This is a genomic window from Streptomyces sp. NPDC001922, assembly GCF_042891165.1.
Lineage (GTDB): Bacteria > Actinomycetota > Actinomycetes > Streptomycetales > Streptomycetaceae > Streptomyces.
Genome location: NZ_JBIASV010000006.1, coordinates 262,230 through 281,812, shown reverse-complemented (window position 1 = coordinate 281,812; position 19,583 = coordinate 262,230). Strand labels below are relative to the sequence as shown.

At 72.4% G+C, this 19,583-nt stretch carries 19 protein-coding genes; 12 read left to right on the top strand and 7 right to left on the bottom strand.

From position 1 onward, the window contains the following. Positions 1 to 19 precede the first annotated feature (19 nt). The 3 genes from ACFYYR_RS13135 (at position 20) to ACFYYR_RS13125 (ending at position 3,277) form a co-directional block, all read left to right on the top strand. A complete protein-coding gene (locus ACFYYR_RS13135; protein ID WP_388850976.1) occupies positions 20 to 787 on the top strand; it encodes an enoyl-CoA hydratase/isomerase family protein in 768 nt (255 codons plus the stop codon). A 286-nt stretch (positions 788 to 1,073) separates the two neighbouring features. Beyond that, positions 1,074 to 1,577 carry an ATP-binding protein gene (locus ACFYYR_RS13130; protein WP_388850973.1) on the top strand — a complete coding sequence of 168 codons (504 nt, stop codon included), beginning with the start codon at positions 1,074 to 1,076 and terminating at the stop codon, positions 1,575 to 1,577. A gap of 512 nt (positions 1,578 to 2,089) precedes the next feature. Then, the gene (locus tag ACFYYR_RS13125; RefSeq protein WP_388850970.1) at positions 2,090 to 3,277 is read left to right on the top strand and encodes a PQQ-binding-like beta-propeller repeat protein; all 1,188 of its coding nucleotides are present in this window, start codon (positions 2,090 to 2,092) and stop codon (positions 3,275 to 3,277) included. 64 nt (positions 3,278 to 3,341) lie between these two features. Here the strand turns inward: ACFYYR_RS13125 and ACFYYR_RS13120 are convergent, their stop codons facing one another. Next, positions 3,342 to 3,992, bottom strand: coding sequence for a GNAT family N-acetyltransferase (locus ACFYYR_RS13120; RefSeq protein WP_388850967.1), 651 nt, complete (start codon positions 3,990 to 3,992; stop codon positions 3,342 to 3,344). Positions 3,993 to 4,116: 124 nt separating this feature from the next. Between ACFYYR_RS13120 and ACFYYR_RS13115 the strand changes: the two genes are divergently transcribed. Further along, positions 4,117 to 4,329 carry an EF-hand domain-containing protein gene (locus ACFYYR_RS13115; protein ID WP_388850964.1) on the top strand — a complete coding sequence of 71 codons (213 nt, stop codon included), beginning with the start codon at positions 4,117 to 4,119 and terminating at the stop codon, positions 4,327 to 4,329. 598 nt (positions 4,330 to 4,927) lie between these two features. After that, positions 4,928 to 5,800 carry a universal stress protein gene (locus ACFYYR_RS13110; protein ID WP_388850961.1) on the top strand — a complete coding sequence of 291 codons (873 nt, stop codon included), beginning with the start codon at positions 4,928 to 4,930 and terminating at the stop codon, positions 5,798 to 5,800. A 227-nt stretch (positions 5,801 to 6,027) separates the two neighbouring features. Here the strand turns inward: ACFYYR_RS13110 and ACFYYR_RS13105 are convergent, their stop codons facing one another. The 3 genes from ACFYYR_RS13105 to ACFYYR_RS13095 form a co-directional block, all read right to left on the bottom strand. Further along, positions 6,028 to 6,336 (bottom strand): hypothetical protein, encoded by a 309-nt coding sequence (locus ACFYYR_RS13105; RefSeq protein ID WP_388850958.1) that lies wholly within the window; start codon positions 6,334 to 6,336, stop codon positions 6,028 to 6,030. Positions 6,337 to 6,478: 142 nt separating this feature from the next. Further along, positions 6,479 to 6,967, bottom strand: a complete 489-nt coding sequence (locus tag ACFYYR_RS13100) for an SRPBCC family protein (protein ID WP_388850955.1) — start codon at positions 6,965 to 6,967, stop codon at positions 6,479 to 6,481. Positions 6,968 to 7,294: 327 nt separating this feature from the next. Next, entirely contained in the window at positions 7,295 to 7,738 is a 444-nt protein-coding gene (locus ACFYYR_RS13095; protein WP_388850952.1) for a MarR family winged helix-turn-helix transcriptional regulator, read from the bottom strand. A gap of 173 nt (positions 7,739 to 7,911) precedes the next feature. Between ACFYYR_RS13095 and ACFYYR_RS13090 the strand changes: the two genes are divergently transcribed. The 4 genes from ACFYYR_RS13090 (at position 7,912) to ACFYYR_RS13075 (ending at position 12,614) form a co-directional block, all read left to right on the top strand. After that, on the top strand, positions 7,912 to 9,081 hold the full coding sequence (locus ACFYYR_RS13090; protein WP_388850949.1) for a PP2C family protein-serine/threonine phosphatase: 1,170 nt from the start codon (positions 7,912 to 7,914) through the stop codon (positions 9,079 to 9,081). 184 nt (positions 9,082 to 9,265) lie between these two features. Then, positions 9,266 to 10,507, top strand: coding sequence for a PP2C family protein-serine/threonine phosphatase (locus ACFYYR_RS13085; RefSeq protein WP_388850946.1), 1,242 nt, complete (start codon positions 9,266 to 9,268; stop codon positions 10,505 to 10,507). Beyond that, entirely contained in the window at positions 10,507 to 12,180 is a 1,674-nt protein-coding gene (locus ACFYYR_RS13080) for an ATP-binding protein (RefSeq protein WP_388850943.1), read from the top strand. The genes ACFYYR_RS13085 and ACFYYR_RS13080 overlap by 1 nt, the downstream gene beginning before the upstream one ends. Continuing rightward, the gene (locus ACFYYR_RS13075; protein ID WP_388850940.1) at positions 12,177 to 12,614 is read left to right on the top strand and encodes a response regulator; all 438 of its coding nucleotides are present in this window, start codon (positions 12,177 to 12,179) and stop codon (positions 12,612 to 12,614) included. Before ACFYYR_RS13080 ends, ACFYYR_RS13075 begins: the two co-directional genes overlap by 4 nt. A gap of 290 nt (positions 12,615 to 12,904) precedes the next feature. Here the strand turns inward: ACFYYR_RS13075 and ACFYYR_RS13070 are convergent, their stop codons facing one another. The 3 genes from ACFYYR_RS13070 to ACFYYR_RS13060 form a co-directional block, all read right to left on the bottom strand. Further along, positions 12,905 to 14,530, bottom strand: coding sequence for an FAD-binding oxidoreductase (locus tag ACFYYR_RS13070; RefSeq protein WP_388850937.1), 1,626 nt, complete (start codon positions 14,528 to 14,530; stop codon positions 12,905 to 12,907). A 295-nt stretch (positions 14,531 to 14,825) separates the two neighbouring features. After that, a complete protein-coding gene (locus ACFYYR_RS13065; RefSeq protein ID WP_388850934.1) occupies positions 14,826 to 15,428 on the bottom strand; it encodes a TetR/AcrR family transcriptional regulator in 603 nt (200 codons plus the stop codon). A gap of 186 nt (positions 15,429 to 15,614) precedes the next feature. After that, positions 15,615 to 15,788 (bottom strand): hydrophobic protein, encoded by a 174-nt coding sequence (locus ACFYYR_RS13060; protein WP_388851390.1) that lies wholly within the window; start codon positions 15,786 to 15,788, stop codon positions 15,615 to 15,617. A gap of 267 nt (positions 15,789 to 16,055) precedes the next feature. Between ACFYYR_RS13060 and ACFYYR_RS13055 the strand changes: the two genes are divergently transcribed. The 3 genes from ACFYYR_RS13055 (at position 16,056) to ACFYYR_RS13045 (ending at position 19,541) form a co-directional block, all read left to right on the top strand. Further along, the gene (locus ACFYYR_RS13055; protein WP_388851387.1) at positions 16,056 to 17,027 is read left to right on the top strand and encodes an RNA polymerase sigma factor SigF; all 972 of its coding nucleotides are present in this window, start codon (positions 16,056 to 16,058) and stop codon (positions 17,025 to 17,027) included. Positions 17,028 to 17,230: 203 nt separating this feature from the next. Then, positions 17,231 to 18,403, top strand: coding sequence for a PP2C family protein-serine/threonine phosphatase (locus ACFYYR_RS13050; RefSeq protein WP_388850931.1), 1,173 nt, complete (start codon positions 17,231 to 17,233; stop codon positions 18,401 to 18,403). Positions 18,404 to 18,620: 217 nt separating this feature from the next. Then, positions 18,621 to 19,541 carry a YihY/virulence factor BrkB family protein gene (locus ACFYYR_RS13045; protein WP_388850928.1) on the top strand — a complete coding sequence of 307 codons (921 nt, stop codon included), beginning with the start codon at positions 18,621 to 18,623 and terminating at the stop codon, positions 19,539 to 19,541. The last annotated feature ends 42 nt before the right edge of the window (positions 19,542 to 19,583 follow it).

Sequence of the window (19,583 nt, the reverse complement as noted above, 5' to 3'; positions counted from 1 at the left end):
CGGCCGTTAACCTGCGGGCATGACTGTGCATCTTGAGGTCGCCGACGGCGTCGGCACCATCCGGCTCGACCGCCCGCCGATGAACGCACTGGACATCGCCACCCAGGACCGGCTCAAGGAGCTCGCCGAGGAGGCGACCCGGCGGGACGACATCCGCGCGGTGATCCTCTGGGGCGGGGAGAAGGTGTTCGCGGCCGGCGCGGACATCAAGGAGATGCAGGCCATGGACCACCCGGCCATGGTGGCCCGGTCCCGCGCCCTGCAGGACTCGTTCACGGCCGTCGCCCGGATCCCCAAGCCGGTGGTCGCCGCCGTCACCGGGTACGCCCTCGGCGGCGGCTGCGAACTGGCGCTCTGCGCCGACATCCGCATCGCCGCGGAGAACGCCAAACTCGGCCAGCCGGAGATCCTGCTCGGGCTGATCCCGGGCGCGGGCGGCACCCAGCGGCTGTCCCGGCTCGTCGGCCCGTCCCGGGCCAAGGACCTGATCTTCACGGGCCGCCAGGTGAAGGCGGACGAGGCGCTGGCCATCGGACTGGTCGACCGGGTCGTCCCGGCCGGTGAGGTGTACGAGCAGGCGCACGCCTGGGCCGCGAAGCTCGCCCAGGGCCCGGCCATCGCGCTGCGGGCCGCGAAGGAGTCGGTCGACGTCGGGCTGGAGACGGACATCGACTCCGGCCTCGCCGTCGAACGGAACTGGTTCGCGGGCCTGTTCGCCACCGAGGACCGGGAGACCGGTATGCGCAGCTTCGTGGAAGAGGGGCCGGGCAAGGCCAAGTTCCGCTGATGTCCGGTGTGTTGGTCCCCCGCGGCGGCGGAAGCGTCACCCTGTGGCGCCTCCGGGGAACTCGTCCGGGGGACCGGCCGCGCCTTAAATCAGCCTTAAGGCGCATCCGGCCCGGAACGCACAGCGACCGGCTGCATGCAGGGTGTCAGTGCAGGTCGGGCCGGAATTCGGGGGTCGCTCCTGCCGCTGGCACATGCCCCGGGCGGTGCGCGCAGGCACGTGATCCACTCAAAGTAATCCCTTGGTTCCGCCCCGTGATCCCTTCCGGACGGCCATGATGGAGGGCATGGCGGGCCTCGAGGGAGTGGAACAGCCGCGGCGGCGCACCGGCACCACCGCGGTGCGGTGGGTGCCGTCCGTGGCGGACGAGCGGGCGGTGCAGGCGCTCGAAACGGTCGGCGATCCGACGGTCGACGAGGTGCGGCTGCCGTCCCTCCCCGAATCCGCGGCCACCGCGCGCCGGCTGACCCAGGCGGTCGTGCTGCGGCACTGGGCGCTCTCCGCCCAGCTCGCCGAGCACGCCGTGCTGCTGGTCTCCGAACTCGTCGGCAACGCCGTACGGCACACCGGCGCCCGCACTTTCGGGCTGCGGATGCTGCGCCGCCGCGGCTGGATCCGGATCGAGGTCCGCGACCCCTCGCGCGGTCTGCCCTGCCTGATGCCGGTGCGTGAGATGGACACCAGTGGCCGCGGGCTGTTCCTGGTGGACAAGCTCTCCGACCGGTGGGGCGTCGACCTGCTGCCCCGGGGCAAGACGACCTGGTTCGAGATGCGGGTCACCGACCGCTGAGCCCCGGTCACCGGGCCTGGCCGCCGGACTGTTCGTGTCCGTGTGCCCTGCGGTCGGTCAGGCCTGGGGGTGCCGGTTCTGCCGGTTCCGGAGGGGCGCGAGGGGGCTGTCCGGTCCGTCGCCGCCACTCTGCCCCGGATGTACGAAGAGGCCCCCGGTGCGTCGTCGTGCGACGGCGGCGGGAGCCTCTTCGTTCTCCGCCGGGAGCGAGGGGGTGTGTCCACGGCGGAGCGAGACGACCGTGCCCGGGTCAATGGGGTGGCGCGTCGCTGATGACTATGGCAGACGGGGTGCCGCCAGCCAAAGGTTCATATCCCGGTATTGACCCATATGAGCGATAGAAACTTCAACGATCAAAGGCTGCTCGCGCCGTCGGCCTCGCAAACGTCGGAGAATGGTGTAACAGCCATACGATTCCTTGATCGCGGCTACTCTGTGTGACGGTGACACGCATGGCCTCTCATTCCACTCAATAGCGGTCATGTCGCACCGGCTGGCCTTCAATGGGCCGCGTGAGATCCCGCCTCGTCCGCGCCACCCTGCTGCTCGCCGCCGCGGCTCTCGCCGCCGCCGGCTGCTCGACCGGCTCCGCCGGCAGCCGCACCGCCGTCGACGGCACCCGCTCCCCGTCCCCCGGCGGTTCCGCCCGGGCCGCCCGCGCCGCGGCGACCGGGCTGCCCGGCATGCCGCCGGTGCTCGACCCGCGGGACGTCTACGCCGCCGACCGGCCCGGCCGGCTCTCCCCGGTGGTGAAGGACTTCCCGTCCCGGGTCTACGTGCCGAACACCAACTCCGGCACCGTGTCGGTCATCGACCCGAAGACCTACAAGGTGGTCGACACCCTGAAGGTCGGGGTCCAGCCGCAGCACGTGGTGCCGTCCTGGGATCTGAGGACGCTCTGGGTGAACAACAACCGCGGCCACACCCTGACCCCGATCGACCCGGCCACCGGCAGGGCGGGCAAGCCCGTCGACGTGCACGACCCGTACAACCTCTACTTCACGCCCAACGGCCGGTACGCGGTGGTGATGGCCTCCCTCGACCGGGAGCTGGTCTTCCGCGACCCGCACACCATGGCCGTGAAGAAGAAGGTGCCGGTCTCCTGCTACGGCGTGAACCACGCCGACTTCTCCGCCGACGGCCGGTACTTCGTCGTCTCCTGCGAGTTCTCCGGGGAACTGCTCAAGGTCGACACCGAGCGGATGAAGGTGATCGGACAGCAGCGGCTGCCCTTCCGGGGCGCGATGCCCCAGGACGTCAAGATCTCCCCGGACGGGCGGACCTGGTTCATCGCGGACATGATGGCGCACGGCGTCTGGGTCCTCGACGGCGACCGGTTCACCACGCCGAAGCTGCTGCCCACCGGCAAGGGCGCGCACGGGCTCTACGTCAGCCGGGACTCCCGGACGATGTACATCTCCAACCGCGGCGAGGGCACGGTCTCCCTCTACGACTTCGCCTCCCGCAAGCTGACGGAGAAGTGGCGGCTGCCGGACGGCGGCAGCCCCGACATGGGCGGCGTCTCGGCCGACGGCAAGGTGCTGTGGCTCTCCGGCCGGTACGACTCCGAGGTGTACGCGATCGACACCCGCACCGGGAAGCAGCTGGCGCGCATCCCGGTCGGTGGCGGCCCGCACGGCCTGGCCGTCTATCCCCAGCCGGGCCGGTACTCGCTCGGGCACACGGGCATCTTCCGCTGACGCCCCGGCTCTCCGCTGGGGCCTGTCCGGCACCGCCGGGCAGGCGGGATGTGCCGGACAGGCCTCAGGCGCCGTCGGCCGGGGCCAGCAGTGCCTCGGCACCGACCGGCCGGTACCCGGCGGCCTGGAACGCCCGGACGCTCGTGGCGTTGCCGGGTGCCTGCTGGGCCCAGAGCGGGCCGCCCTCCGGCACCAGGTGACGGGCGGCCAGGGCGAGGGCCCGGCCCAGGCCCCTGCCGCGGGCGACGGGATCCACCTCGACCGCCGCCTCCCACCGTCCGGCGACTCCCCGGCCCAGTACCAGCACGCCGCCGTCGGCCGACCAGACCCGGACGTCGTCCCGGAAGGCCAGGGCGCGGACCACCCGGGGGTGTTCCCGGTCCTCGATCCGGGTGAGCGGCAGGGGCGGTGCGCCGGGCAGCGGGCCGGCGACGGTGAGCAGATCGGTGTTGCCGACCGCCCGGCCGGTACGGGCGGTGAGGGCGGTGAGGAAGAACGGGCTCAGTGCGGCGGCCAGGGGGTCGCCCGGTGCGGCCGCGAGCGTCTCCCGGATCCACTCCGGCTCCTCGTCCGTGAAGATCACGGCGTGCGCGCTGAGGGAGAGGACACCCGCGTCCCGTTCGTTCGGCTGCGGCAGGACCGTCGCCGAGCCGTCGGACGGCGGGAACTCTCCGCGGGCCGCGGCGGTCAGTAACTCCCCGAAGGTCTCGGTCACCCTGGTGGCTCCCCGAAAGTCTTGGTCATCCGGCGGATGGTAGTGCCGCACCGGCCCCCGGGGGCCGGAACGGGGAGCGGATAATCTGTGCGCGTCAGCAAGAAGACACCGAAGGGGTGGACCAGTGGCGGACATCGACGAGGCACGGCGCGCGTTCGACCGGTACGACGTGAACAAGGACGGCCTGATCTCGGCCACCGAGTACAAGAGCGTGATGGCTCAGCTCGGCGACCCCTTCGTCACCGAGACCGTGGCCCAGGCCGTGATCAACAGCGCCGACGGCGACGGCGACGGCCTGCTCTCGTTCGACGAGTTCTGGTCGACCCAGCAGCACTGACCTCGGACGGGGCGGCGCCGGCGCGTGCCGCGCCGCCTCTCGTCCCCTCCCGCGGCTCGCCATACGGGCGGCACCGAGGCGGTGCCCGGGCAAGCCGCCTCCGTTTCGCCCGCCGAGGACCCGCCCCGACAAGATCTGCGCGGTCGGCTCCACAGCCGGAGACGACCGTTCGAGGGCACGTGGCGCACGGCGAGAGCAGCTTCGCGGGTGAACGCCACCACCGATGAATCCGCATGGCGTCGCGCGTGGCGCCGGCCTGGCGTTCGCCCAGGACCTCCGCGGACGACCCCATCGACGGCCGGCCCGGCGTGATCGTCGCAGGTCTGCCGGACCCGCCCGCCTTCCCGGCCCTGGTGGTCCGCAGCCGGCCCGGCGACGAAGGCCGCAAGAGCAGCGTCCCGGATCCGGGCGACGGATCCCGCGGGACTCGGGCCTGTTCCGATCAACGCAGTGGCAGAGCCACTGCGGCGTCGAGTTCGAGCCGAGATGATCGAGATTCCGGGGAGCACGGCCATGTCGCCCTGTGCATGGCCCATGCTGGACTGAGCACTTCGGCTGCAGCGACTGGCCCTGTCGAGACCGTGGAGGCACCCCCTTGATGACCCGTGCCATCGTCACAGGAGTGGACGGATCGCCCGAGAGCTTGGCCGCTGCGGAATGGGCAGCCCGCGAAGCCGCACTCCGGGCGCTGCCCCTTCGCATCGTGCATGCCTGGATCTGGCAGGACCGGGACGCGCCGATCGTCCAGGACAGGGAAGCGCAGGGCCGGTCCGCCCATGCCGTTCTGCGGGAGGCCGAGACGCGCGTGGCCACCGCATACCCGGACACGCAGGTCACCGCCGAACTGGTACCGGACACCGCGGTTGCCGCCCTGCTCTCCGAAGCCGAGCGGGCGAACATGCTGGTACTCGGCTCCCGCGGGCACGGGGCCATCGCCGGCTTCCTGCTCGGCTCCTACGGGCAGCAGATCATCGCGGCATCCGCCTGCCCTGTGGTCTCCGTCCGTGCCCCCGAGAGGGACTCGGGCGCGACACAGGGGGCAGAGGTCGTCGTCGGCCAGCAAGGCGACCGAGAGGACAGCGACCACGTTCTCCGGTTCGCCTTCGAGGCTGCCGCCGCACGGGGCGCGACCCTGCGGGCCGTGCGAGCCTGGAGCCTGCCACCCGTCTTCGCCTACAGCCCCGGATCGATGCGTCTGGCCGACGAAGCCGGCGGGCTGGAGCCGTTCGAGAGGCAAGCGCTGGAACAGGCAGTGAAGCCGTGGCGGGAGAAGCACCCCGACGTCACGGTGATCCCGCACGTGGAACTGGGAAGTGCCGGACAGGTGCTGCTGTCGGCCGCCACCCGGGCACAACTGCTCGTCCTCGGACGCCGGGTACGCCGCTCGCCCGTCGGTGGCCGTATCGGATCGGCTGCTCACGCCGCCCTGCACCACGCCCCCTGCCCCGTAGCAGTGGTTCCGCACCCCTGAGAACCGCTGCCGATCACGTGGTCCGTGCCCTCGAGTCGGGGTTCCGCACTCTGCGATCACGTGCGCGTTCACCGGTGGGAGCAGAGTCTTCCGGCAGCTGGATGCGGTGTCCGACCGGCGCACGGGCCCCTGATCGCGCACATCCATCGCGTGGACGTGCCGCCGAGGGGTGAGGCAGAGGCGATCCAGCCGCTCGTGGACGTTCACGGTTCGCAGGGCAAGGCGGCTCAGTGGCGGCCGTGCCGCTGGGTGCTCGCCCGCCGTCGGCGGTCGTTGCACAGCAGGCACTTGCCGTAGCCGGGCGGCAGCGGGTCCTCCGGGTCCCCGTACAGCGGGTCCACCGCGCCGCGGGGGTGCTGGGAGCAGCCCGTGGCGCCGTGTTCGCCGGACAGCGCGCCGGCCGCGGCGAGCGCCCGGCGCAGCGCGTCGACGAGGGCGGCCGCCTGGTCGCCGGACGGGTCGGCCTCCAGGGCGAACGCGATGTCACTGGCCGAGCTCAGCGCGGTCCGCAGTTCGCGCAGGTCTGCGTAGTTCATGCTGCGGAGCCTAGGCGCCCGCACCGACACCGCCCGCCGGCGCCTGCTGTCCGGTGGTCCGGCGCAGCCACGTGCAGGTCTTCCGCGGGCCGCGGCGGCCGGGGCCGTTCCGCCCCTCCCCGGGGGCCGCCCCGCTCAGGCCTCAGGCCTCGGGTCCGGGGCCGGGTTCGGGCTCGGGCCGCTCCACCGACGCGGCGACCTCCGCGAGGTCCTTCTCGATCGACTGGCTCACCGACTTGGCGCCGAGCCCGCCGAAGAGCTTGGTCAGCACCCCGGCGAAGCCGCCCGGCGGACGGGCCGTGAACGTCATGCGCACCGTCGTCGCGTCCGCGCCCTCCCGGCTCAGCTCGAACGCGGACGTGTAGTGGGCACCCCGCGAGTCGGCCTCGACGACGAAGCTCTCCGGCTTCTCGCACGCCGTGACGTACATCTCCTCGGTGGCTTCCCTCCCGAGCATCCGCCGGGTCTCGCGCCACCGGGTGCCCTCGGCGAACGGCCCCGGGGTGAGCACCTCGACCCGCTCCACACCGCTGAGGATGCGCGGGGCCGACTCCAGGTCGGTCAGCGCGTCCCAGACCCGGTCGACGGGCGCCGCGATCCGCCGCTCGACGACGACCTCCGTATCAGTCATGGACCTCTCCTGACGCCGATCACCCAGCATCACCACCCTGGCACCCGGCCGGAGGGCCCGCTACCGGAGCGGGCGGGGCGCTGCCCGGGACGGGGTCCCGTGGCCGGTCACGGCGCCGCCGCCGCCGGTCCGCGGCAGCACGTTGGCAAACTCTTTCTATTTGACAACTGTGTCCGTGAGGCAACAATCTTGCTCCGGCGGGACCGCGTCGCTCCGACGTGCCCGCACCCGCGCCGGGGGAGGGCGCGGACCGCGAGACGAAGGGGAGGTGCAGGCGGTGACGGGCAGCGCGGACCGGCGGGTGGGCCGCTTCACCGGACGCGGCGGTCAGGCCGACTGCGCGTCCCGGCCCGGTACGTCGGCGCCGTGTCCGGGCGTCGCGTCCTCGACCGCCGAGCGGAAGCCGGTCAGCCCCTCGACCAAGCCCTTCCGGGCGGTGGGGGACATGCCGCCGATGACGGCGAGCAGTGCCTCCTCGCGCCGGGCCCGGAGGTCACGGAGGTACGACTTGCCGCGGCCGGTCAGCCACAGCTCCAGCTCCCGCCGGCTCACCGGGCTGGGAGCGCGCTCGACGAACCCGAGTGCCTGCAGGCGGTCGCACAGCCGGCTGACCGAGGACGGGGCCGAACCCAGGACTTCTCCGAGCGTGCGGAGGTTGATGCCCTCGTCGCGGTCCAGGATGTACAGCACCCGCAGCTGTGAGGGGGAGACGGGGGTGGACGACACCGCGTCCCGGCCGCGTTCCCACAGGACCTCGAGCAACTCGATCACCTCACGGGCGGCGTGAGCGGCATCGCGAGCGCGTCGGGGGGATGGTGCGGGATTCACATGCCCAACTCTGACACCCCGGATCGCCCTTGTCAGCCCCGGGGGCCGTTACGTGCTTTGCCTCCCCTTTGCAGACCTCTCGGACAGCAGCACACGCAGAAAGCGATCGTCGAACGGTGGACAGCTTTGCGGCTGTGGAGCGCGCCCTGCGCGGTGCCGCCCCCCACGAACTTCCGGACGTGGTCCGGGCCACCCTGGTGAAGCACTACGCGGCCACCGCCGTCAGCCTGCTCATGGCCGACTACGGGGCGACCACCCTCCGGCAGGTCGACGTCCTCCCGTCCGCCGCGGAACCGCTGTTCGTGCATGCCAGCACCCCCGGCCGGGCCTTCGGCGCCCAGCGGCCCCAGGTCTCGGCCGGCGGCACCCCGCCCGTCGTCACCGCCCATCTGCCGGTGACCGTGCGCGGCGACCGGCTGGGCGTCCTGACCGTCACCCTGCCCGGGGCCCGGTACTCGCCGGAGGTGCTGAGCGAGCTCGGCGACATCTCCGAGATCCTCGGCCGGGAGATCGTCGTGGCCGCGCGCGACACCGATCTGTACCTGCGGGCCCGCCGCGCCGACCGGCTCACCCTCGCCGCCGAGATGCAGTGGCAGCTGCTGCCGGGCCAGGCGTGCTCGCGGCCGGAGTTCGACCTCGGGGCGCAGCTCGAACCCGCGTACGCCGTCTTCGGCGACACCTTCGACTGGTCGACCTCCGCCGACCACCTCACCCTGACCGTGGCGAACGGCACCGGGGAGGGCATCGAGGCGGCCCTGCTGACCGGTCTCGCCGTCAACGCCCTGCGCAACGCCCGCCGGGCCGGGCTCGGCCTCGTCGACCAGGCGTGCCTGGCGGACCAGGCGGTCTACGGGCAGCACCGCGGCGCGGCCCATCTGTCGGTGCTGCTGCTCCGGTTCGAGCTGGCCACCGGGCGGATCGAGGTCGTCGACGCCGGATCGCCCCGCGTCTGGCGGCTGCGCGACGGCGTGGTGGAGCCGCTGGAGTTCGAGGCGCAGCTGCCGCTGGGGATGTTCGAGGACACCATCTACCAGGCGCAGTACGCCCGGGTGCTGCCCGGCGACCGGCTGCTGTGCGTCAGCGAAGGAGTGTGCGAGGCGGCGTCGCCCGCCGGCGAGCGCTACAGCGAGCGGGCGCTCGCACGAGCCGTGACGAGCACCCGGCTGCTGCCCGCGTCCCAGGTCCCCCGGGCCCTGCTCCAGGAACTCGCGGGCCACTGCGGACGGCCGCCCCGCCCCGAGGACGACGCCCTCGTCCTCTGCCTCGACTGGCATGGCAGACCGTGAGGCCGGAACCAAGGCTCTCGCGCCCGGCGGCGTCCCGGATATCGTTGCGCCCGGACAACGGACTGCCCCTCGGTCGGCCTCGCCGCAGAACACTGCGCGTACGCCCTGTCGGGGACGGAGAACCGAGGTCGACGGGCTCCGGCGGAAGGAGACCCCGCGACGGAGTGTGGGGGTGGAGATGGACATGGCGGAGCTGACCGTCCGCCCGCCGGGCGAGGAGCCCGGCGCGGATCCGGACGCGGATCCCGGCGAGCTGGTGGTGCTGCTGGTCGAGGACGACCCGGGCGACGCGCTGCTGGTGGAGGAGCTGCTGGCGGACAGCCGGGTGCCGGCCCGGCTGCAGTGGGTCCAGTCCGTGGGGGACGCCTGCCGCGCGCTCACGGCGGGCGGGCCGCACTGCGTCCTGCTGGATCTGCACCTGCCCGACGCCCAGGGGCTCGGCGGCCTCGCCCGGGTCCTCCAGGCCGCTCCCCGGACCCCTGTGGTGGTGCTCACCGGGCTGGCCGAGGAGGGCGCGGGACTGGCGGCGGTGACCGCCGGCGCCCAGGACTACCTGGTCAAGGGGCGGGTGGAGCCCGATCTGTTCGGGCGGACGCTCCGCTACTCGATCCAGCGCAAGCAGGCCGAGCAGGCGGCGGCCGACCTCCAGGCCGAACGGCTGCGGGCGCAGGAGAACGCGCGGCTGGAACGCGGCCTGCTGCCCTCGCCCCTGCTGGACACGGCCGACGTCGAGGTGGTGACCCGCTACCGGCCCGGCCGGTCCCAGGCCCTGCTCGGCGGCGACTTCTACGACGTGGTGGAGTCGGGGGACGGCGTCGTCCACACCGTGATAGGCGACGTCTCCGGCCACGGGCCGGACGAGGCCGCCCTCGGGGTCTGCCTGCGCATCGCCTGGCGCACCCTGGTGCTCACCGGCGTCACCGGCCCCGACCTGCTGCGTCAGCTGGAACGCATCCTGACCGCCGAGCGGTCCGGCCCGGAGCTGTTCGCCACGGTGAGCACGCTCGCCCTGGAGCCGGACCGGCGCCGGGTCCGGGTGCTGCGCGCGGGCCACCCCGGACTGCTGCTCCGCAGCATGTCGGGGCCGCGCGGGTCCGAGCCGGTGGTCGATCTCGTGGAGCCCGAGTGCGGGCCGGCGCTGGGGCTGATCCCCGGGGCGGCCGACTGGCAGGAGGAGGAGCTCCGGCTGCCGGAGCAGGGCGCGCTGATGCTGTTCACCGACGGGCTGTTCGAGGGCCGTACCTCCGCGACCGGCTCCGCCCGGCTCGGTGAGGACGGGCTGACCGCACTGGCCCGCACCCATGCCCACCTGCCCGGACCCCGTTTCGTCGACGCCGTGATCTCCGGCGTCGAGACGATCGCCGCCCCCGGCGGCGGTCTCGCGGACGATGTCGCCGTGGTGCACCTCGAATGGAACGAGACCTGATGACCGAGCAGGAACCGGCGCCCGCGGGCCCCGCCGCCCGCGCCCCGAAGGTCCGCTTCCACCAGCGGCTCACGGTGCAGTCCTGGATCCACGTCCTGATAGCGGCGATGGCCGTGCTGGTGCTGACCTGCGCGGGTGTCGGCGCGGCGCTGCTGAACCGGACCGGCGAGGCCACCGACCGGCTGGTCGACCGGATCTCCCCGGCGCGGGCGTCCACCCTCCGCCTGCAGACCGCCCTGGTGGACCAGGAGACCGGCGTCCGCGGCTATCTGCTCAGCCGGGACCGGCAGTTCCTGCTGCCGTACGACCGCGGCCGGGCGACGGAACGGGCGGCGGTCCGCCGGATCGAGTCGCTGGTGGGCAACGACCCCCGGCTGGCCCGGGACCTCCACGGGGTCATCGCGGCGGCCCGCGACTGGCGCCGTGACCAGGCCGAGCCGCTGATCGCGGCGGTCCGCCGGGACGAGAAGCCGGACCGCGAGCGGATCGAGCAGAGCAAGCGGTCCTTCGACCGCGTCCGCATCCGGTTCAGCGAGCAGAACCGCCATCTGGACGAGCTGCGCGCGGAGACCCGGGCCCGGGTCGAGCGGTCCGAATCGGTCCGCGACGGCGCCCTGGCCGCCATGCTCGCCGTGTTCCTGCTCTCCGGGGTGGCGCTGGCCGTACTGATGCACATCGCCGTCGCCGGACCGCTGGGTGCGCTGCGCACCGCCTCCCGCCGGGTCTCCGCCGGTGACTTCGACCACCGCATCCCCGCGCACGGCCCCCGGGACATCCACGAGGTGGGCCAGGTCGTCGAGGAGATGCGCCAGCGGATCGTCGCGGAGCTCGCCACCTCCCACGCCCAGCAGGACCTGCTGGAGCGGCAGGCCGCGGACCTGGACGCGCAGACGATGGAGCTGCGCCGGTCCAACGCGGAGCTGGAGCAGTTCGCCTACGTCGCCTCGCACGACCTCCAGGAGCCGCTCCGCAAGGTCGCCTCGTTCTGCCAGCTGATCGACAAGCGCTACGGCGACCAGCTGGACGAGCGGGGCACGCAGTACATCGCCTTCGCCGTGGACGGCGCCAAGCGGATGCAGGTGCTCATCAACGACCTGCTCACCTTCTCCCGGGTGGGCCGGCTGAACGACGCCGACGAGGAGGTCGACCTGGCCCGGCCCCTGGACAAGGCGCTGGCCAACCTGGGCGCCGCGGTCGAGGAGTCGGGCGCCGAGGTCGAGCGGCCGGCGGCGCTCCCGCGGATCACCGGGGACCCGATGCTGCTGGCCATGCTGTGGCAGAACCTCGTCGGCAACGCCCTCAAGTTCCGCGACCCGGACCGGCCGCCGGTGGTGCGCATCAGCTGCGAGAGCGAGGCGGATTCCGGCTGGCGGTTCACCGTCGAGGACAATGGGATCGGCATCCCGGAGGAGTTCGCGGACAAGGTGTTCGTGATCTTCCAGCGGCTGCACGGCCGGGACACCTACGGTGGGACCGGCATCGGCCTGGCCCTCTGCAAGAAGATCGTCGAGCACCACGGGGGACGCATCTGGGTCGACACCGGCCGGGACGTGGGCACGCGGATCTGCTTCACTCTCCCCGGCCTCACCTCCGCGCCGTCCGAGGACACCGGAGGGGACTCCCATGCCGTCGCCGTCCCGGCCGGCCCGAACGCCCTGGAAGGAACCGTATGACCGCTGCCCATCCCATCGAGGTCCTGCTCGTCGAGGACGACCCCGGCGACGAGCTGATGACCCGCGAGGCCTTCGAGGACAACAAGATCGGCAACACGCTGCACGTGGTGCGCGACGGTCTGGAGGCCCTCGACTTCCTCTACCGGCGCGGCGAGCACACCGACGCCCCGAGCCCCGATCTGATCCTGCTCGACCTCAACCTGCCGAAGTACGACGGCCGGCAGGTGCTGGAGCGCATCAAGTCCGACGACGACCTGAGCCACATCCCGGTGGTCGTGCTCACCACCTCCTCGGCCGAGGAGGACATCCTGCGCAGCTACAAGCTCCACGCCAACGCCTACGTCACCAAGCCGGTCGACCTCGACCAGTTCATCGCCGCCATCCGGCAGATCGACGCGTTCTTCGTCACCGTCGTGAAGCTGCCCAACCGCTGAGCGCCGCTCCGGACGCCGGGGCGGGGCCGGGCGGTGCGGCGGCCCGTCGGCACGGGCGCCACTGAAAGGGCGTACGCATATCGGCGTCGGAACCGGCGGGTGGGTGGAGCGGGTCTGCCCCATGTCCATGGCCGGGCCCGGGCGTTGAGCCGGGCTGTTGCCAGGCGGGTGGCCCGGTCCGGGTGGCCCAGTCGATCTCGGGTGGTCCGGCGAAAGGACTCTCCGGCCGGTGCGGCCTTGCGGAAGGCCACGCCACCTGACGATGAGGGGTGTCAGGAGGAGTGCCCGGCTCAGTCGGACGGCCGTACCGACAGGGCGTGCCGGAAGTGGTTTCGTGGATCCCACGTCCGCTTCACACGTTGGAGCCGGGCGTAGTTCTCCCCGTAGTAGAGGGTGTGCCAGGGCACGGAGGAGGTGTTCTGTTCGGGGTCGGCCAGATCGGGGTCGGGATAGTTGATGTAACAGCCGCCGTTGCGCGCGTCATGCGGTGGTACGCCACCGGTTGTGGCGTACACCTTCTGGTAGAGGTCGCGTACCCACTTCTGATGCGCGGCGTCGTCCTCGGCCGACGAGCCGGACGCGGTGAAGATGGCCTTGAGTACACAGGCGCGTTGCGCGACGGCGGTATCGCCGGGGCGGACGGCATTGACCTTGCCACCGGTGGAGACCAGCCACACCGCGCCCTGCGGACCGGCTTCGGGCTCGGCGGACAGGGCCTGCCACAACACCTGGATCTGCGCGTCGGTGAACCGGTCGCGCAGATACCCGGTCTTGACGACGAAGCGGGAGCCGAGAATCGCCTCACTGTCGCCCGCCGACGTCTGGTTCTCGAGCCAGGGCCGGTACGCCTGCTCGAGGTGATGCGGTGCGCTCGTGCCCGCGGTGAGGGCGGCGACGTAACCGTCCAGTGTGCGCTCGGCCTGCGGGCCGACCACCTGACCCTTCACGATGACCGCGCCGAGCTTGGTCCCGAACAGCAGCAGCGCGCTGTGCAGGGCGGTGCCGGGGGAACCAGGCGCGCTGTTGGCGGCGTGCCATCGGCCGTGCCGGCGTACCAGCCGGGTGAACGATGCGTGGTCGAGCTGGTCCCATTTCCACAGCAGTTGGAAGTCCAGCACCCGCGCGGGCGGGCGCGGCAGCAGGTGCTGCGGGTCGTCGCCGGCCGCACCGGGTGTCCGCAGCCAGTAGCGGGTCACCACGCCGAAATTGCCGCCGCCGCCTCCTGTGTGCGCCCACCACAGGTCGCGGTTGGGATCGTGGGGCTCACGGGTGGCCACGGTGACCCGTACCCGGTTCGAGGCGTCGACGGTCACGACCTCGACGGCGTACAGGTGGTCGACGCCCAGCCCGTGCAGCCGGGACATCGCGCCGTGCCCACCGCCCATGATGTGCCCGCCCGCCCCGACCTCAGGGCAGCTGCCGAGCGGGACGGTCACCCCCCACCCGAGGAACAGCCGCCGGTACAGCTCCCCGAGCTGTAAGCCCGGTTCGACCGCGAACGCCCGCCGGGCGGGGTCGTACCAAAGGCCGGTCATCCCGGCCAGGTCGATGATGACCTCGGTGCCGGGGTTGTCGACGAAGTCGGCGAAGCAGCCTCCACCGCTGCGTACGGCGATGCGTTTCCCGGCTCTCACCGCCTGGGTGACCGCGGCGACGACCTGGTCGGTGGAGGAGGCCAGGTGAATGTAGTCCGGTTCGGCGCGGAACCGTTGGTTGGTGCCCCTGGCGACCAGATCGGGGTATCGGGTGTCGCGGCGGCCGACCTTGTCCCCCGGCATCAGCGGCGGGCAGGTGGCGGGCGTCGCTGCGGCGGCCGGCCGGGGCGCGGCCCAGCCGCCGGCACCGTCAGGGGCGAGGCCACCCACCGCGCCGACGGTCAGACCTGCCAGAACGGCGCGGCGGTCAGGCATGTTCATCAAACTTCCTCCTGGAAAACAATCCGTGCATGAATGCGGTGGGGAAGTGCCGGGCACGCCGGGCGAGGCCGAGATGCCCTGACGCAGGGCGCGGATCCGGAAGCCGGCCGGACATCACGATCCGCCGATCAACAGGTTGACGACCGCGTTGGTGGCCAGGCCGCGGCCGGGACAACCGTGACCACGCAAGATCCGGCGAGGACCCCGCCGGTGAGCTGCCTGGGGATCAGCAGCGTTCCGGAACTGGTGCTGTCGAGCAGGCTGAGCCCCGTCAGCCCCAGCGCGAGCGCGGGCGTCATCCTTCCCCGCCTCGGTCGAACGTTCGATCGACGTACGCCCGCAGTGCCGCACGCGAACTCGCGGCGTCGAAGGTGCTGGTGGCCGCGTGATGCAGGCACAGCCCGTCCACGAAAGCCACCAATGCCGCGGCCTCGGCCCTGACATCGAGGTCGAGCTCGAGCTCCCCGGCTCGTTGAGCCCCCTCGAAGGCCTCGGTGAGGCCGTCGATCAGCTCGGTGACCCTCGCCTGGTGAATCGCGGCCATCTCCCGATCGGTGAGCGAGGCCTGGACGAAGCTCAGCCAGACGCCCAACTCCTTCTCCCGCTCGGGCTCCAGCGGCAGGATCTGCTCCATCAGCGCAACGACGACCTCCCGGACCGGAAGCACGATCGGGACTCGGTGCACCCGCTCCTGCGTACGTCGGCAGACGTAGTCGAACCCGAACCGCAGCAGTTCGTCCTTGGAGCGGAAATAGCGCTGCACCAAGCCCACCGACACCCCTGCCGCGGCCGCGACATCCGTCAGGGTGGTCCGCATCAGTCCTCGCTCGGCGACCGTGGCCAGTAGCGCTTCGGCGACCTGGATTCTTCGTGTCTCGGCGGCGGCATGTTGGGTCATCGATAAAATAGTACCCACATATTCTTTGCTGGCAACAGCCGGCCCGCTACTTGCCCACCTGAGAGGTGGGCGGCGAGATGCGGGTCGGCCGGAGCGCACAGCAGTGGGGCCACCGGTCGATCCGGTGGCCCCACGGCCCTTCCCGTCCGGCGCGTCGTCAGGGGGTACGGCCCGCCGGATCCCACGTCACCAGCGGTACCACCGGCCCCTGCGGCCGCCCGCGCCGGCGGCGGGCCGGATGACGAATCCCAGCAGCCAGACCGCCAGCACGATGACGGCGATCCACCACAGGGCCTTGAGCGCGAACCCGGCGCCGAAGAGGATCAGGGCGAGGAGCAGTACGAGGAGCAGGGGAACCATCTTCATCAACCTCCGAACAGCCGGTGCATCGTCGTCCGAGCAGCCGTGTGCCCCCGATGGTTGCCGTCATGCAAAGGTTTTTCCCGGTCGGTTCCGGTGGTGCCCGTGGGGCGCGAGGGGCCGGTTCCCGCTTCCGGGGTCTGGCGTCCTCGCAGGTGGCGGCAGGTGGTCGGTGGTGGGAAATTCCTCCGGATCGTGGAGTGTGACCCTCCGGCGGACGGGCAGGGGCAATGGTGTCGTACGACAACAGTTGCTATGCGGGAGAGACTGATGAACACCATGGCCTTGAACGCGCCCACCGGCACGGCCCCCGAGGCGCTCGACGCGCCCACCGGGACGTCCCCCGACGCACTCGACGCACTCGACGCACCCGGCGCGGACGGGTTCGGCGCCCCCGGCGAGGCCGGACCGCCGCCGGCGGCCCCCGATGTCGGCCTGCCCCTGGTCACCGACCCCACCAAGGTGGCACCGCAGGACGCCCGCGCGATGTCGAAGCTCTTCTTCGACCGGCTCGCGGTGCTGGAGGAGGGGACGCACGCGTACCAGTACGCCCGCAACACCCTGATCGAGCTCAACCTGTCGCTGGTCCGCTTCGCCGCCTCCCGGTTCCGCAACCGGGCGGAGCCGATGGAGGACATCGTGCAGGTCGGCACGATCGGGCTGATCAAGGCCATCGACCGGTTCGACCTGAGCCGCGAGGTCGAGTTCACCACCTTCGCCGTGCCCTACATCGTGGGGGAGATCAAGCGGTTCTTCCGGGACACCTCCTGGGCCGTGCACGTCCCCCGCCGCCTCCAGGAGTTCCGCCTGGACCTGGCCAAGGCCGTCGACGACCTGTCGAGCCGGATGGGCCGCTCCCCGACGACCGAGGAGCTGGCCGAGCACATGGGGCTCACCGCCGAGGAGGTCGTCGAGGGGCAGATCGCCAGCAACGGCTACGTCGCCGGATCCCTGGACATCCCCGGCGGCGCCGAGGACGGCAGCGGCCACGACACCCCGCTGGCCGACCGCATCGGCGACACCGACCCCGCCCTGGAGAACGTGGAGAACTTCCACGCCCTCCAGCCGCTGCTCGAGAAGCTGGACGGCCGGGAGCGGAAGATCCTGGAGCTGCGCTTCGGCCGGGAGATGACCCAGTCCGACATCGGGGCCGAGCTCGGCATCTCCCAGATGCACGTCTCCCGGCTGCTGAGCCGGACCCTGGCCTCGCTGCGCTCCCGGATGCTCGTCGAGGAGTAGGACGCCGGCCCCGGTGGTGGCGGCGTTCCGTGGCCGGGTCCCCGCGCCGGGCCGCCCCGGACACCGCGGCCCGGCGCACGGCTGCGAAGCGGCCTGTTCCGGAACCTCCTCTTACGATGGCAAGCGCACGGGCGGACGACGACGTGCCGGCGGCTCGCACGCCGACGCCCGGATGGTTTCCATCCCTGGAGAAGCAGGACGATGTGGACAGAATCGCCGCAGCCGAGCGTGCGCTGCGCACCGCCGCCCCCCACACGCTGATCGACGTGACGGCCGCGGCGCTCCGGGAGAGGTACGGCGCCACCGGCGTGGCCCTCCGGCTCGCCGACTACGGCCTCACCACCCTGCAGGCCGTGGAGCGCGGGCCGTTCCGTGCCGAACCGGTCTCCGTCCACGACAGCCCGCAGGGCCGCGCCTTCGGGGCGCAGGAGCCGTTCGTCACCGCGGAGGAGACGGCCGGGACGCTGACGGTGCACCTCCCGGTCACCATCCGCGGCGACCGGCTGGGGGTGCTCTCGGTGTCCCTGCCCGAGGGCACCGACGTCCACGCGCTGCTGCCGGACCTGCGGCACCTCTGCGAGGCCCTCGGCCACGAGATCCTCGTCGCCGACCGGGACACCGACCTCTACCTGCTCGCGCGCCGCGCCACCCGGCTCACCCTCGCCGCCGAGATGCAGTGGCAGCTGCTGCCCGGTCACTCCTGCGCCCGCCCCGAGTTCTCCCTCGGGGCCCATCTGGAACCCGCCTACGCGATCTTCGGCGACAACTTCGACTGGTCCGCCTCCGCCGATGTGCTGACCCTCACCGTCACCAACGGCATGGGCGAGGGCAGCGAGGCCGCCCTCCTGTCCAACCTCGCCGTCAACGCCCTGCGCAACGCCCGCCGGGCCGGCCTCGGCATCGCCGATCAGGCCGCACTGGCCGACCAGGCGCTGTACGGGCACTACCGGGGTGCCGCCCACGTGTCGGTGCTGCTGCTGGCCTTCGACCTCGCGACCGGCGAGGTGCAGGTCGTGGACGCCGGGTCGCCGCGGCTGTGGCGGCTGCGGGACGGTGTCGTCAGCGGAATCACCTTCGAGCCCCAGCTCCCGCTCGGCATGTTCGGGGACAGCCACTACACCGTGGAGCGCTTCCGGGTGACCACCGGCGACCGCCTGCTGTTCGGCAGCGACGGCGTCTATGACACCCTGTCCGCCGCCGGGGAACACTACGGCGACCGGGCCCTGGCGCGGTCCCTCATCTCCAGCCGGCTGCTGCCCCCGCCGCAGGTGCCCCGGGCGGTGCTGCGCGACCTCGCCACCTACCGCTCGGACATCCCGCTGGAGGACGACGCCCTCGTCGTCTGCCTCGACTGGTACGGACGCGACGGCGGATGACGGCCCGCCGGGCGTCCGGCGCCGGAGGCGTGCCGGTCCCCGCGCCCGGCGGGTGCCCGTACGGTGACGGCCGCGGGCGGCGGTGACGGGCGCCCGACGGACGGCGGAGTGCCCCGGGGAGGTGTGGTGCCCCACGGAGGGCAGGGGCCCGCGCGGCAGGCAGGGCACCCGGGGCAGGCAGGGCGCCCACGAGGCGGACGAACGTGAGGACACGAGCATGGACATCATCGGCAACCGCCGAACGGGAGACACCGTGCCCAGTGACCCGACCGCCGGCGCCACACCGTCCCCCGTCGGCCTGCCCCGCTCCGAGGACTGCCTGACCGCGCTGCGCCGCACCCCTGCGGCGGTGTGGAACGAGGACGCGACCGACTGGGCCGCCGCGCTCACCTACTACGCGGTGCTCGCGGTCTTCCCCACGCTGCTCGTCACCGTTTCGGTGATCGGCGCGACGGACAGCGCGGCGACCGAGAATCTCATCCGGAGCGTCGTCGGCCTCGTCCCGGCCGAGTCCCGGTCCGTCATCCGCGGCACCCTGGAGGGCATGGCGGCCCAGAGCTCCGCCGCCTGGCTGCTGATCGTCGTCGGCACGATCGGCGCACTGTGGTCCGCCTCCAGCTATCTGGCCGTGTTCCGCCGGGCGCTGCACGCGATGCACGGCGTGGAGGACCAGCGCCCGGTCTGGCGGCGTGCGCCCCGCATCGTGCTCACCGCCCTCCTCCTGCTGGCCCTGCTGGTCTCCAGCGTGCTGGTGCTGGTCCTGACCGGGGAGGCCGCCCGCCCCCTCGGCGCCTTCCTGGGCCTGGACACCGTGGCGGTCACGGCGGCGTGGAACGCCCTGCAGTGGCCGCTGCTGCTGTGCCTGGTGGCGGTGCTCGTCCTGGTGCTGTTCCGTACCGGCCCGGCCGAGACCCGCGGGGTGCGGCGCCGCGCCCTGGGCGGCGCACTCGCCGTCGTACTGTGGCTGATCGCCTCCGCGGGCTTCACCCTCTACTCCTCGAACGTCGGCACCTACAGCCGGCTGTACGGCTCCCTCGCCGGGATCGTCGTCTTCCTGGTGTGGCTCTGGCTCTCCCATCTGGCCCTGCTCATCGGGGCCCAGTTCAACGCGGAACTGGCCAAGCTGCACCGGCGGTGAGGGGCGGTGTGCCGTCTCCGGCTCCCTGCTCGGCGGGCTCTG

What these genes read in the sequence shown, in the direction of transcription:
- ACFYYR_RS13130 (WP_388850973.1), top strand. Translation starts at nt 1,074, where the DNA reads ATGGCGGGCCTCGAGGGAGTGGAACAGCCGCGGCGGCGCACCGGCACC.
- ACFYYR_RS13135 (WP_388850976.1), top strand. Translation starts at nt 20, where the DNA reads ATGACTGTGCATCTTGAGGTCGCCGACGGCGTCGGCACCATCCGGCTC.
- ACFYYR_RS13085 (WP_388850946.1), top strand. Translation starts at nt 9,266, where the DNA reads ATGGCGGAGCTGACCGTCCGCCCGCCGGGCGAGGAGCCCGGCGCGGAT.
- ACFYYR_RS13105 (WP_388850958.1), bottom strand. Translation starts at nt 6,336, where the DNA reads ATGAACTACGCAGACCTGCGCGAACTGCGGACCGCGCTGAGCTCGGCC.
- ACFYYR_RS13080 (WP_388850943.1), top strand. Translation starts at nt 10,507, where the DNA reads ATGACCGAGCAGGAACCGGCGCCCGCGGGCCCCGCCGCCCGCGCCCCG.
- ACFYYR_RS13100 (WP_388850955.1), bottom strand. Translation starts at nt 6,967, where the DNA reads ATGACTGATACGGAGGTCGTCGTCGAGCGGCGGATCGCGGCGCCCGTC.
- ACFYYR_RS13045 (WP_388850928.1), top strand. Translation starts at nt 18,621, where the DNA reads ATGGACATCATCGGCAACCGCCGAACGGGAGACACCGTGCCCAGTGAC.
- ACFYYR_RS13110 (WP_388850961.1), top strand. Translation starts at nt 4,928, where the DNA reads ATGACCCGTGCCATCGTCACAGGAGTGGACGGATCGCCCGAGAGCTTG.
- ACFYYR_RS13075 (WP_388850940.1), top strand. Translation starts at nt 12,177, where the DNA reads ATGACCGCTGCCCATCCCATCGAGGTCCTGCTCGTCGAGGACGACCCC.
- ACFYYR_RS13060 (WP_388851390.1), bottom strand. Translation starts at nt 15,788, where the DNA reads ATGGTTCCCCTGCTCCTCGTACTGCTCCTCGCCCTGATCCTCTTCGGC.
- ACFYYR_RS13070 (WP_388850937.1), bottom strand. Translation starts at nt 14,530, where the DNA reads ATGAACATGCCTGACCGCCGCGCCGTTCTGGCAGGTCTGACCGTCGGC.
- ACFYYR_RS13065 (WP_388850934.1), bottom strand. Translation starts at nt 15,428, where the DNA reads ATGACCCAACATGCCGCCGCCGAGACACGAAGAATCCAGGTCGCCGAA.